The following is a 13,100-nucleotide window of genomic DNA, read 5'->3' on the forward strand; positions in this document are numbered from 1 at the left end:
AGCAGCCATGGAACGACGTGCCGCAGCGGTGCTGGGTCACCCCGTGGGCCACTCCTTGTCTCCGAGTCTGCACGCCGCGGCCTATCGAGTCATGGGTGTCGAGTGGGATTACACCCGCTGGGACGTGGAGACCGAACAGTGGGGCCGCTTCTGGTCCGAACGCGCAGCAGAAGGGCATTGGCGGGGATTCTCCGTGACCATGCCGCTGAAGTCCCTGGCCGCTGCGCAAGCGGATGAGAGGACCGCGTTGGTCGAAGTCCTCGGTGTGGCCAACACGTTGGTGTTCCGCGACGACGGGTCCGTGGTGGCCGACAACACGGATGTCACCGGCATCATGGCGGCGGTCACCGCCGCGCGCGAGATTCCCGTGCAACCGCGCGGCGCCATCCTCGGTGGCGGTGGCACGGCGACCGCCGCGGTCGCCGCACTGCACGCGCTGGGTGCCCCCTCGATCGACGTGTTCGTGCGGTCCCTGGATCGCGCCGGTAAGGTCACCGACGCCGCCGCGAGGCTCGGCGTGAACGTCACCGTGCGAGCGTGGGACGAGGCAGCGGCGTCGTTGTCGGACTACGACGCCGTCGTGTGCACCCTGCCTCCTCACGGGGCCGACGAGCTGGCTGCGGAATTCGCGACCTTGGACGCGACGGCCAACGGTGTACTCCTGGATGCCGCGTATGATCCCTGGCCCTCGGCAATTGCCCGGTCGTGGCAGGCCGCCGGCGGAGCGATCGCCCCGGGAATAGATATGCTGATCTTTCAGGCGGTCGACCAAGTGCGCTGGTTCGCCCTGGGGCGCGCGGATCGACCGGTTCCCCGCGAAGCAGAGGTCACGGCCGCCATGTGTCGGGCCGTGAATCGCCCCGAGCGCGTGATTCCGCAGCGGGTCCGCGATGCACGTCTGAACCGTTGACCGGATCAACGTCCGTTTCCGGGAGCCCTGACCGGCTCCCATGATCGAGTACTGGAGTAGAACATGTTGCGTTGGCTGACGGCCGGAGAATCTCACGGCGAGGCCCTCGTGGGAATCATTGAAGGTGTTCCCGCCGGGGTAGAACTCACCACCGAGATGATTCAACGGGCGCTGGCCCGCCGGCGGCTCGGATACGGCCGCGGCGCCCGCATGAAGTTCGAACAGGACGAGGTTCGCATTCTGGGCGGCGTCCGCCATGGCCTGACCCAGGGTGGGCCCGTGGCGATCGAGATCGCCAACACCGAGTGGCCCAAGTGGCAGGACGTCATGAGCTCGGACCCCGTGGACGCGGCCAAGCTGGAAGGCCGCGCCCGAAACGCTCCTTTGACCCGACCCCGTCCGGGACACGCTGATCTCACGGGAATGCAGAAGTACGGTTTCGACGAGGCACGCCCCGTTCTGGAGCGCGCATCGGCTCGTGAGACGGCCACGCGAGTGGCGCTGGGCGTCGTGGCCTCCCAGATCCTGGCGGCACTGGACGTCCGCCTGGTGTCCCACACGACCGCCATTGCGGAGGTTTCGGTTCCCGAGGACGCCGCACTGCCCACCTCGGGCGACGTGGAAGCGCTCGACGCCGATCCCTTGCGTTGCTTCGACAAGGCCACTTCGGATGCCATGGTCGCGACCATTGATGACGCTCACAAGGCCGGGGAGACCCTGGGAGGCGTGGTCGAGGTGCTGGCTGAGGGCCTGCCCCTGGGACTCGGTTCCTACGTGCACTGGGACCGCCGTCTCGACGCGCGACTGGCTGGAGTTCTGATGGGTATTCAGGCGATCAAGGGTGTGGAGGTCGGAGACGGATTCCGCACCGCAGCTCGCCCCGGCACTCGTGCCCACGATGAGACGCTGCCCGGCTCAGACTCTTCCGTGCACCGCGTGACCAATCGCGCCGGCGGCATCGAGGGCGGAATGTCCATTGGTGACCTGCTGCGTGTGCGCGCGGCCATGAAGCCGATCGCCACCGTGCCTCGCGCTCTGCACACCGTGGACGTCTCCACGGGGGAACCGGCTCGCGCTCATCACCAGCGCTCGGACGTCTGTGCCGTGCCGGCCGCCGGAGTGGTGGCCGAGGCCATGGTGGCGCTCGTTCTGGCCCAGGCTGCACTCGAGAAGTTCGGCGGCGACTCCATGGCGGAGACGGCACGCAATAAGGACGCCTACCTGGCCGCCATCCCCGAGAACCTGCGGACCTCCCCGGAGTTGGCAGATCCCTCGGAACTCGCGGCCCTCGATGAGGTGCGCGGGGACCTTTCGTGACGTCCCTGCCCACGCCGTTGGTGCTGATCGGCCCGATGGCAGCGGGAAAGTCTCACCTGGGGCATCATTTCGCCAAGCGCTACGGGCTGGACTTCGTGGACGCCGATCACGTGATCGAGGCACAGCACGGGCCCATTCCTGCGCTGTTCACGGCCCACGGGCAACAGCACTTCCGCGACATCGAAGCAGGGGTCGTCGCAGACCTGCTCGCGGACAACCGGTATTGGAATGCGGTCATCTCCCTGGGCGGGGGAGCGCCCATGACCCCGGCGGTCCAAGAGTTGCTCGCCGGTCACACGGTGATCTACCTCGAGGTCGATGAGGTCACTGTGCGTCCGCGCATCACGGGCAACAGGACCCGCCCCATGCTGCAACCGGATCCGGAACGGCGCTGGCGGGAGATTTTGGACGAGCGGCGGGACACCTACGAGAGGCTCGCCACGATCCGCCTGGACGGCACCGGGCACCGGCGCATCGGTTCGCTGGTCCAGCAACTGCACAAGGCTTTGACAGAACAACGAAGGGACGCCACAGCATGACTGACTCGGTGACCACCATCCCCGTCCAGGGAGACACCCCCGACAACCGCTATGACGTGCTCGTGGGCAATGGGCTCCTGGGTAAGGTTCCCGAGCTGCTCGGCGAACGCGTCAAGAAGGTCCTGATCATCCATCCTCGCGCACTGCGCGCTACCGGCGACCTGGTCCAGGAAGATCTGAAGCGGACGGGAATCCAGAGCTTCGTTGCGGAGATCCCGGATGCGGAAGAAGGCAAACGCGTGGAGGTCGCTGCCTTCTGCTGGCAGATCATGGGAACCTCTGACTTTACCCGCACGGATGCCGTGGTGACCGTGGGTGGCGGGGCCGTCAGCGATCTGGGCGGTTTCGTGGCCGCCACGTGGTTGCGCGGTGTTCGCGTGGTTCACCTGCCGACCACGCTGCTGGGCATGGTCGACGCCGCCGTGGGCGGTAAGACCGGCATCAACACCGCTGAGGGCAAGAACCTGGTGGGTTCCTTCCACCCGCCCGCCGCGGTGGTGTGCGATCTCGACTCGCTCAAGACCCTCCCGGAGAACGAATACCTGACCGGTATGGCCGAGGTCGTCAAGTGCGGGTTCATCGCGGATCCCGTGATCCTGGACCTCATCGAGGAGAACCCCCAGGCCGTGCGGGATTCGCAGTCTCCGGTGGTGCACGAACTGATCGAGCGGGCCATCCGCGTCAAGGCCGAGGTGGTCTCCTCCGATCTCAAGGAATCCGGTCGCCGGGAGTTCCTCAATTACGGTCACACACTGGGCCACGCCATCGAGCACAACGAGCGCTACCAGTGGCGCCACGGCGCCGCGGTATCGGTGGGTCTGGTCTTCGCTGCGGAACTTGCGCGCGCGGCAGGCACGCTCGCCGACGACGTCGTGGACCGCCACCGAACGATTCTCGCCTCACTGGGGCTGCCCGTGACCTACCGTGCGGACCAGTGGCCGCGTCTGCTCGAAGTGATGAAGCGGGACAAGAAGACCCGCGGCAACCTGTTGCGTTTCGTGGTTCTCGACAAGGTGGGTTCTCCGCGCATCATGGAGGTACCGGACCCGGCGATCCTTTTCGCGTGCTATCAGGAGATCGCCGAATAATCGGTTGAGAACGGCGTATCGCGCACGGCGCGGTACACTGGTTCGGCTTAACGCCCCCAAAATCTTTGCAGTGATGTTTCCGACGAGAAAGTGAATCCGTGGCAACCAGCAACGACATCAAGAACGGCACCATCCTCAAGCTTGATGGGAACCTGTGGCAGACCGTTGAGTTCCAGCACGTCAAGCCCGGCAAGGGTGGCGCGTTCGTGCGCACCAAGCTGCGCAACGTGACCAGCGGCAAGGTGGTCGACAAGACCTTCAACGCCGGTGCCAAGATCGAGACCGCCACGGTGGATCGTAGTGAATACCAGTACCTGTACCAGGACGGCGAAGACTACGTGTTCATGGACAACTCCACCTACGACCAGATCACGGTGCCCAACGCCGTGGTGGGCGACGCTGCCAACTTCATGCTCGAGAACCAGAACGTGACCGTGGCAATGTACGAGGGCTCCCCGCTGTACATCGAAATGCCGCCGTCGGTCGTCCTGGAGATCACCTACACCGAGCCCGGCCTGCAGGGTGACCGCTCCACCGGCGGCAACAAGCCCGCGACCGTGGAGACCGGCTACCAGATCCAGGTTCCCCTGTTCCTCGAGCAGGGCACCAAGGTCAAGGTCGACACCCGCACCGGCGACTACCTGGGACGCGTCAACGAGTGAGCAGCGCACGCAGTAAAGCCCGCGTTCGCGCGGTAGAAATTCTGTTCGAAGCGGAACAGCGGGACGAGTCCATCCAGGACGCACTCAACCGCCGCCGGGACAACAGCACGTCCAAGATCAACCCCTACACGGTGGACATCCTGGAAGGCTTCTACGACCGCGCCGAGGACATCGACGAGTTCCTGGAAACCTACTCGCAGGGCTGGACCCTCGATCGGATGCCCGCCGTTGACCGCAATGTTCTGCGCGTAGGTGCGTGGGAATTGCTCTACAACGACGAGATTCCCGACGCAGTGGCTGTTTCCGAAGCAGTTGCGGTGGCGCGGGAACTGTCCACCGACGATTCCCCCCGGTTCGTCAACGGCCTCCTGGGTCGTCTGCAGAAAGTAAAGCCGTCCCTTCTGGATTGACGGCGTGGGCCCCGGTCCGCTCGCACAGAGCGTTCCGGGGCCTTTCTCCTGTGATAGCGTCACTTCAAGATCGCAACCTTTAAGTCCGTCCAGTGAGGCGGGGAAGGAGGCGGCACGTGAGCGTGCCCGAACACGGCGAATCATTGCCCGCGACCACCTCGCGCGTGATTCTCTCGACTGCAGACATAGACCGGGCTCTGACCCGGATAGCCCACGAGATCCTGGAGTCCAACAAGGGCTCCGCTGGTCTCGTGATTTTGGGCATCGCCCGCCGCGGTTACCCGTTGGCACAGCGTTTGGCCGCCAAGCTCGAACAGACCGATGGGTCGTTCGACGCCCGTTCGTCCACCGGACAGTTGGACATCACCATGTATCGCGATGACCTGCGCAAGAATCCCGCGCGGACCCCGCAGCCCACCATCATTCCGGACAGCGGCATTGACGGTCGCACCGTGGTTCTCGTGGATGACGTCCTCTTCTCCGGCCGCACGATTCGCGCGGCCCTGGATGCGCTGGTGGATGTGGGTCGCCCCAAGGTCGTGCGGCTGGCCGTGCTGGTCGATCGTGGTCACCGAGAGCTTCCCATCCGCGCGGATCACGTGGGTAAGAACTTGCCGACCTCTTCTCAGGAGAAGGTGCGCGTGCTGCTACGCGAATCGGATCCTGGGCAGCGCGAGGAGAACCACGAGGACTGCGTGGTCATTGATGCCCCGGTGGCCTCCGATCCTGATGTCGTTCGAGGAGACAAGGGGGCTACCTCGTGAAGCACCTGCTCACCACCTCCGACCTCAGCTATGCGGACGCCCTCAGCATCCTGGACACCGCCGATCAGATGGCGTCCGTCTCATCCCGCTCCGTCAAGAAGCTGCCCGCCCTGCGCGGCCGCACCGTGGTCAATCTCTTCTTCGAAGACTCCACCCGCACCCGAATTTCCTTCGAGACCGCGGCCAAGCGGCTTTCGGCGGACGTCATCAACTTCTCCGCCAAGGGCTCCTCGGTGTCCAAGGGCGAGTCCCTGAAGGACACTGCCCAGACCCTGATGGCCATGAGCGCGGACGCCGTGGTGATCCGCCACGGCGCCTCTGGCGCGCCCCAGCAGCTCGCGTCGTCGGGCTGGATCGACGCCGCGGTGGTCAATGCCGGTGACGGCAAGCATGAACACCCTACCCAGGCGCTACTGGACGCCATGACGCTGCGCCGAGTGCGCGCTCGGCGCGAGGACCGACCCAGCACGGGGATGGACCTCGAAGGTATGCACGTGGTGATCGTGGGGGATGTGCTCCACTCCCGCGTGGCCCGTTCCAACGTGTGGTTGTTGAACACCCTGGGCGCACGCGTGACGTTCGTGGCACCGCCCACGCTGCTGCCCGTGGGCATGGACCACTGGCCGTGCGAGGTCTCCTACGACCTGGACGAAGTGCTCGCGCAGCGCCCGGACGCGGTGATGATGCTCCGCCTGCAGAGCGAACGCATGAACGCAGCGTTCTTCCCCAGCGAGCAGGAATACACGCGGGCGTGGGGCCTGACCCCGGAACGTGTAGCCGCCCTGGACGCTATGGACGCGCCCACCGTGATCATGCACCCCGGTCCCATGAACCGTGGTCTGGAAATTTCATCCGAAGCGGCCGATTCCCCTCGCTCCACCGTTCTGGCCCAGGTGGCCAACGGCGTGTCCGTGCGCATGGCCGTGTTGTTCTTGTTGCTCTCGGGAGACGAGAGCACCCCGTCCCTCTCCGACAACTGAAGGTGACACCATGAGTTCCTATCTCATCAGCACTGTGAGCCCCGAGGGCTCAGACCCCGTTGACCTTCTGATCGTGGACGGCGTGATCCAGTCCGTGGGTGAACCCGGCTCCGTGGACGCACCCCAGGACGCCACGGTGGTGGACGGCACCGGTCTGATCGCGCTGCCCGGTCTGGTCGACATGCACACCCACTTGCGCCAGCCCGGCCACGAGGACGCAGAGACGGTGGAAACGGGAACTCGCGCCGCAGCCAAGGGCGGCTACACCGCCGTGTTCGCCATGGCCAATTCCAACCCCGTGGCCGATACCGCCGGTGTGGTGGAACAGGTCTGGCAGTTGGGGCAGGACGCGGGCTGGGCGGATGTCCACCCCGTGGGCGCCGTGACCGTGGGTTTGGAGGGTAAGCAACTGTCCGAAATCCGCGCCATGGCTGAATCTCGCGCGCAGGTGCGGATGTTCTCGGACGACGGCAAGTGCGTGCACGACCCTGTGCTCATGCGTCGGGCCCTGGAATACGTGAAGTCCTTCGACGGACTGGTTGCCCAGCACGCACAGGAACCCCGCCTGACCGAGGGCGCCCAGATGAACGAGGGCGTCGTCTCGGCCGAACTCGGACTCACCGGCTGGCCGGCAGTGGCTGAGGAAGCCATCATTGCTCGCGATGTGCTGCTGGCCCAGCACGTGGGTTCCCGCGTGCACATCTGCCACCTCTCGACCAAGGGCTCGGTGGAGATCGTGCGCTGGGCCAAGGCGAGCGGCATCAACGTGACCGCCGAGGCCACCCCGCATCACCTGCTGCTGACCGAAGAGCTGGTCCGCACGTTCGACCCGGTCTACAAGGTCAACCCGCCGTTGCGCACCGACGAGGACGTCATGGCGCTGCGAGAAGCCGTGGCTGACGGGACCATCGACGTGATCGGCACCGATCACGCCCCGCACACCATTGAGGACAAAGAATCCGAATGGAGCTGCGCGGCCATGGGCATGACCGGCTTGGAGACCGCCCTGTCGGTCGTGCAGAAGACCCTGGTGGACACCGGGCTGATCGACTGGGCCACGGTCGCCAAGATCACCTCCCGCCGCCCTTCTGAAATCCTGCGGCTGCAGGATCAGGGTGGCGCGCTGGAAGCGGGCGCACCCGCCAACCTCACGCTGTGGAATCCGGCGGGGGAGACCCCGGTCAATCCTGAGACCCACGTGTCCAAGGGGCGCAACAGCCCCTACAAGGGCATGCCGCTTCCGGGCAGCGTGAGCGTTACCTTCTACCGGGGCCACCCCGTGGTCCTGGACGGTCAGCTCAACACCCCGCTGTCCGCCTAATACTCGATCAGACCCACGAAAGGCACCCCGTCAATGTCTGACAAGCTTCTCCCCACGCTCCTCGCGATCCTGATCGTGGTGGTGCTCTTCGCCCTGGTGTGGTGGGGGTGGCGTGGCCGCATTCGACGTCAGTCGGACGTGCCCCAGTTGCTGCAGGCGCCAGTGGACCTGCTGGACCGACTCGTGACCCGAGCGGACGGCATGTACGTGGTGACCACCTACACCGCGCAGCCACTCGAGCGGATTGCGATTCACGGGTTGGGAATCCGCGCCAATGCGGAGGCGATCGTCGCCGAGGACGGCGTGCTGATCAACCGCCAGGGCGCCCCTGACGTGTACATTCCCCGCGAACAGCTGCGATCGGTGGCCACTGCGTCCGGGATGGTCGGCAAGTTCGTGGAACGCGACGGCCTGGTCGTCTTCACCTGGCAGCTCGGTGATACCACCGTGGACACCGGTTTCCGCGCGCGCAACGGCGAGGAATCCCGCGCACTCGAGACCGCGGCGTCCGCACTTGTGAGCGCCCACTAAATTTCGCTTCCTTCGCGTTCAGGCGCGCAGAATTTCATGAAAAGGAAAGGAGTTCTTCGTGAACTCACACCCCCTTCAACCGTCCGTCCTGGTGCTTGAGGACGGCCGCGCGTTCCGCGGTCGCTCCTGGGGCGCCCCCGGCAACACCTTTGGTGAGGCCGTGTTCGCGACCGGAATGACCGGTTACCAGGAAACGTTGACGGATCCCTCCTACGCGGGTCAGATCGTCATTCAGACCGCCCCGCACATCGGTAACACCGGTGTCAACGACCAGGACGCCGAGTCCCGCAAGATCTGGGTCAACGGTTTCGTGGTGCGCGACCCAGCGCGCCGTGCGTCCAACTGGCGCTCCGAGCGCAGCCTGGACGACGAGCTGGCAGCCCAGAACATCGTGGGTCTCCAGGGCGTGGACACCCGTGCGCTCACCCGCCACCTGCGGGACAAGGGCGCCATGCGCGCGGGGATCTTCGCCGGCGACGACGCCGCTCGGCCGGTCTCCGAGTTGGTCCAGCTCGTCAAAGACCAGCCCACCATGGAGGGCCAGAGCCTGGCCGAATCGGTCAGCATCGACGAAGCCTATGTGGTGGAACCGGCCGATCACGGCTGGGAAGGCCCGGTCAAGCACGATCTGGCCGCGGTGGACCTGGGCATCAAGGGCATGACCCCGCAGCGCTTCGCCGAACGCGGTGTGCGAGTGCACGTGCTCCCGGCGACCAGCACGTTCGAAGACATCAAGAACCGCAACGTGGACGGCGTGTTCTTCTCCAACGGACCCGGTGACCCCGCAACTGCCGACCAGCAGGTGGCATTGCTGCGCGAAGTCCTGGACGCCAAGATCCCGTTCTTCGGCATCTGCTTCGGTAACCAGTTGCTGGGCCGGGCCCTGGGCTTCGGCACGTACAAACTGCCCTTCGGTCACCGCGGCATCAATCAGCCCGTCATGGACCTGACCACGGGCAAGGTGGAAATCACTTCTCAGAACCACGGGTTCGCCGTGGACGCGCCGGTGGGGGAGACGGTGACCGCTCCCGAATCCCGCTATGGCCGCGCTGAGGTCTCCCACGTGGGGCTCAACGACAACGTGGTGGAGGGCATCCGCTGCTTGGACCTGCCGGCCTTCTCGGTGCAGTATCACCCCGAGGCCGCCGCGGGTCCGCACGACGCCGCCTACCTTTTCGACCGCTTTATTGACGTGATGGACGGCGCCGCACAGGGCACCGCGACTCAGGAAGCAGGACAGCGCTAATGCCCCGCAGGCAAGATCTGAACAGTGTTTTGGTGATCGGCTCCGGTCCGATTGTGATCGGCCAGGCCGCAGAGTTCGACTATTCCGGCACCCAGGCGTTGCGCGTGCTCAAGGACGAGGGCATCCGCGTGATCCTCGTGAACTCGAACCCCGCGACCATCATGACGGACCCGGAGTTCGCCGATGCCACCTACGTGGAGCCCATTACTCCCGAGGTGGTCGAGAAGATCATCGAGAAGGAACGTCCCGACGCCGTTCTGCCCACCCTGGGTGGCCAGACCGCGTTGAACACCGCGCTGGCACTGGACGCGACCGGCGTGCTGGACAAGTACGGCGTCGAACTCATCGGCGCGGACGTCGAGGCCATCAACCTGGGCGAGGACCGCGAGGCGTTCAAGGGCGTCGTGGAGCGCTGCGGCGCGGAATCCGCCCGCTCGGTGATTGTGCACTCGATGGATGAGGCGCTGGCCGCCGCGGAAACCCTGGGATACCCCATGGTGGTCCGCCCGTCCTTCACCATGGGCGGATTGGGTTCCGGCATGGCCTATAACGAAACCGACCTGCACCGCATTGCCGGCGCCGGCATCCAGTACTCGCCCACCTCCGAGGTGCTGCTCGAAGAATCCATCCTTGGGTGGAAGGAATACGAGCTGGAAATGATGCGCGACGCCAACGACAACGTGGTGGTCGTGTGCTCGATCGAGAACGTGGACCCCGTGGGCGTGCACACCGGTGATTCGATCACCGTGGCCCCCGCCTTGACCCTGACCGACGTGGAATACCAGCGCATGCGCGACATCGCAATCGCCGTGATTCGCGAGGTGGGCGTGGACACCGGCGGCTGTAACATCCAGTTCGCCGTGGAACCGGACACCGGTCGCATCGTGGTCATCGAGATGAACCCGCGCGTGTCCCGTTCATCCGCTCTGGCGTCCAAGGCCACCGGTTTCCCGATCGCCAAGATCGCGACCAAGCTTTCCCTGGGTTACACCCTGGACGAGATTCCCAATGACATCACCAAAAAGACCCCGGCGAGCTTCGAGCCGACCCTGGATTACGTGGTGGTCAAGGTGCCGCGCTTCGCGTTCGAGAAGTTCCCCGCCGCGGATCCCACGCTGACCACCACCATGAAGTCGGTGGGTGAGGCCATGGCGATCGGTCGTAACTTCACGGAGGCCCTGCAGAAGGCCCTTCGCTCCTTGGAGCAGAAGGGATCGTCCTTCGACTTCACCAAGCCCGCGGTGGAAGCCGGCCCCAACACCGTGGCCCGGTTGGTGGAGCGCACCAAGGAAACCACCACCGAGCGATTGCGTAACGTACAGCAGGCCCTGCTGGCCGGTGCCACCGTGGAGCAGATCTTCGAGGCCACCGCGATCGACCCGTGGTTCCTGGACCAGCTTCAGTTGCTCAACGAGACCGCGCAGCTGATCCGTGGGGATCGGGACCTGCGCCCCGAGACGCTGCGGGAGGCCAAGCGCCACGGCTTCTCGGACGCCCAGATCGGCGAGCTCGTGCACTTGGACGAGTCCGTGGTGCGGGGTATCCGCCACGCCCTGGACATCCGTCCCGTGTTCAAGACGGTCGACACCTGCGCCGCCGAATTCGAAGCCTTCACCCCGTACCACTACTCGAGCTACGACGAAGAGAACGAGATCGCACCGCACGAGAAACCGTCGGTGATGATCCTGGGTTCGGGTCCCAACCGGATCGGCCAGGGCATTGAGTTCGACTACTCGTGCGTGCACGCGTCCATGGTGCTGCGCGAGGCCGGTTACGAGACCGTGATGGTCAACTGCAACCCGGAGACCGTTTCGACCGACTACGACATCTCCACGCGCCTGTACTTTGAACCGCTCACGTTCGAGGACGTCATGGAGATCGTGGAAGCAGAACGCCGCAGCGGTGGCCTGCTGGGCGTGTTCGTGCAACTGGGCGGCCAGACCCCGCTCAAGTTGGCGGCTGATCTCAAGGCCGCTGGCGTGCCCATTCTGGGCACCACCCCCGAGGCCATCGACCTGGCCGAGGACCGCGGCGAATTCGCCCGTGTGCTCCACCAGGCAGATCTGCGCCAGCCCAAGAACGGCACCGCGTCCACGTTCGAAGAGGCCAGCTTGATTGCCAATGACATTGGATACCCGGTGCTCGTGCGGCCTTCCTACGTGCTCGGTGGCCGCGGTATGGAGATCGTCTACGACGAGGATTCCCTGCGTCACTACCTCGACAACGCCACGGAAGTCAGCGCCAACCGTCCGGCACTGATCGACAAGTTCTTGGAAGACGCCATCGAGATCGACGTGGACGCGCTCTTCGACGGCAAGGAAGTCTATGTCGGTGGCGTGATGGAGCACATCGAGGAGGCCGGTATTCACTCCGGTGACTCGGCTTGTGTCCTTCCGCCAGTCACGCTGGGCCCCGAGGTGGTGCAGCGTGTCCGCGAGGCTACCGCGGCCATTGCTCGCGGTGTGGGCGTCAACGGACTGATCAACATCCAGTTCGCCCTGGCATCGAACATCCTGTACGTGATCGAGGCCAATCCGCGCGCCTCGCGCACCGTACCGTTCGTGTCCAAGGCCACGGGTGTGCAGTTGGCCAAGGCCGCCGCGCTCATGGGTACGGGCCGCTCGATCGCCCAGTTGCGGACCGAGGGTGTGTTGCCGTCCAAGTACGACGGCGCCGACCTCCCGGTGAACACGCCGGTAGCCGTCAAGGAGGCTGTGCTGCCCTTCGCGCGGTTCCGCACTGCCGAGGGTTCCGTGGTCGATTCGCTGCTGGGGCCTGAGATGCGTTCGACCGGTGAGGTCATGGGTATCGACAAGTACTTCGATACGGCCTTCGCCAAGGCGCAGGCTGCCGTGGGCGGCCCGTTGCCGACCTCCGGTCGCCTGTTCGTGTCGGTGGCCAATAAGGACAAGCGCTCCGCGGTCATCTACGTGAAGATGTTCTCCAACCTCGGGTTCGAGATCGTGTCCACTGGGGGCACCGCTGACGTGCTGCGCCGCAACGGCATCGAGTCCACCGTGGTCTCCAAGATCACGGATGCCCCCGAGGGCGAGGATTCCGTGGCGGACTGGATCACCGAGGGCAAGATCGACCTGATCTTCAACACGCCCTCCGGGGGCCAGAAGGCCCGTAGCGATGGTTATCAGATTCGTGCTGCGGCCACGTCCATCGGGGTTCCCATCATGACCACGGTCTCCGAACTGGGAGCCGCACTCCAGGCGATCACGGCCCAGCGGCAGTATTCCTGGTCCGTCAACAGCCTGCAGGTGCACGAGAAGAACCTGCGCGACGCCGTCCTCGCGGGGGACTCGCGTGGCTGAGCAGGGCACCTT

12 protein-coding genes are annotated in these 13,100 nt (G+C 65.2%); all 12 read left to right on the forward strand.

Annotation, left to right across the window (positions count from 1 at the left end):
• Nucleotides 1–7: 7 nt before the first annotated feature.
• A complete protein-coding gene (locus ABD283_RS07245) occupies nt 8–910 on the forward strand; it encodes a shikimate dehydrogenase family protein (protein ID WP_344224313.1) in 903 nt (300 codons plus the stop codon).
• A gap of 63 nt (nt 911–973) precedes the next feature.
• Nucleotides 974–2,227, forward strand: a complete 1,254-nt coding sequence (gene aroC, locus ABD283_RS07250) for a chorismate synthase (protein WP_344224314.1) — start codon at nt 974–976, stop codon at nt 2,225–2,227.
• Complete coding sequence (locus ABD283_RS07255) at nt 2,224–2,766, forward strand: shikimate kinase (RefSeq protein ID WP_344224315.1); 543 nt, start codon at nt 2,224–2,226, stop codon at nt 2,764–2,766. The genes aroC and ABD283_RS07255 overlap by 4 nt, the downstream gene beginning before the upstream one ends.
• Nucleotides 2,763–3,854: a 3-dehydroquinate synthase gene (gene aroB / locus ABD283_RS07260; protein ID WP_344224316.1), complete on the forward strand. Its 1,092-nt coding sequence runs from the start codon at nt 2,763–2,765 to the stop codon at nt 3,852–3,854. Before ABD283_RS07255 ends, aroB begins: the two co-directional genes overlap by 4 nt.
• Before the next feature lie 98 nt (nt 3,855–3,952).
• A complete protein-coding gene (efp, locus tag ABD283_RS07265) occupies nt 3,953–4,516 on the forward strand; it encodes an elongation factor P (RefSeq protein WP_344224317.1) in 564 nt (187 codons plus the stop codon).
• Nucleotides 4,513–4,926, forward strand: coding sequence for a transcription antitermination factor NusB (gene nusB / locus ABD283_RS07270; protein WP_095798019.1), 414 nt, complete (start codon nt 4,513–4,515; stop codon nt 4,924–4,926). Before efp ends, nusB begins: the two co-directional genes overlap by 4 nt.
• Before the next feature lie 116 nt (nt 4,927–5,042).
• Entirely contained in the window at nt 5,043–5,690 is a 648-nt protein-coding gene (gene pyrR, locus ABD283_RS07275; RefSeq protein WP_344224318.1) for a bifunctional pyr operon transcriptional regulator/uracil phosphoribosyltransferase PyrR, read from the forward strand.
• The gene (locus ABD283_RS07280) at nt 5,687–6,670 is read left to right on the forward strand and encodes an aspartate carbamoyltransferase catalytic subunit (protein ID WP_344224319.1); all 984 of its coding nucleotides are present in this window, start codon (nt 5,687–5,689) and stop codon (nt 6,668–6,670) included. The genes pyrR and ABD283_RS07280 overlap by 4 nt, the downstream gene beginning before the upstream one ends.
• Before the next feature lie 10 nt (nt 6,671–6,680).
• A complete protein-coding gene (locus tag ABD283_RS07285; protein ID WP_344224320.1) occupies nt 6,681–7,991 on the forward strand; it encodes a dihydroorotase in 1,311 nt (436 codons plus the stop codon).
• A 33-nt stretch (nt 7,992–8,024) separates the two neighbouring features.
• The gene (locus ABD283_RS07290) at nt 8,025–8,522 is read left to right on the forward strand and encodes a PH-like domain-containing protein (protein WP_344224321.1); all 498 of its coding nucleotides are present in this window, start codon (nt 8,025–8,027) and stop codon (nt 8,520–8,522) included.
• Between the two features lie 58 nt (nt 8,523–8,580).
• A complete protein-coding gene (carA, locus tag ABD283_RS07295; RefSeq protein WP_344224322.1) occupies nt 8,581–9,768 on the forward strand; it encodes a glutamine-hydrolyzing carbamoyl-phosphate synthase small subunit in 1,188 nt (395 codons plus the stop codon).
• The gene (gene carB / locus ABD283_RS07300) at nt 9,768–13,088 is read left to right on the forward strand and encodes a carbamoyl-phosphate synthase large subunit (RefSeq protein ID WP_344224323.1); all 3,321 of its coding nucleotides are present in this window, start codon (nt 9,768–9,770) and stop codon (nt 13,086–13,088) included. The genes carA and carB overlap by 1 nt, the downstream gene beginning before the upstream one ends.
• Nucleotides 13,089–13,100: the final 12 nt, after the last annotated feature.

The sequence above is a fragment of the Kocuria atrinae genome (assembly GCF_039531425.1).
GTDB lineage: Bacteria > Actinomycetota > Actinomycetes > Actinomycetales > Micrococcaceae > Kocuria > Kocuria atrinae.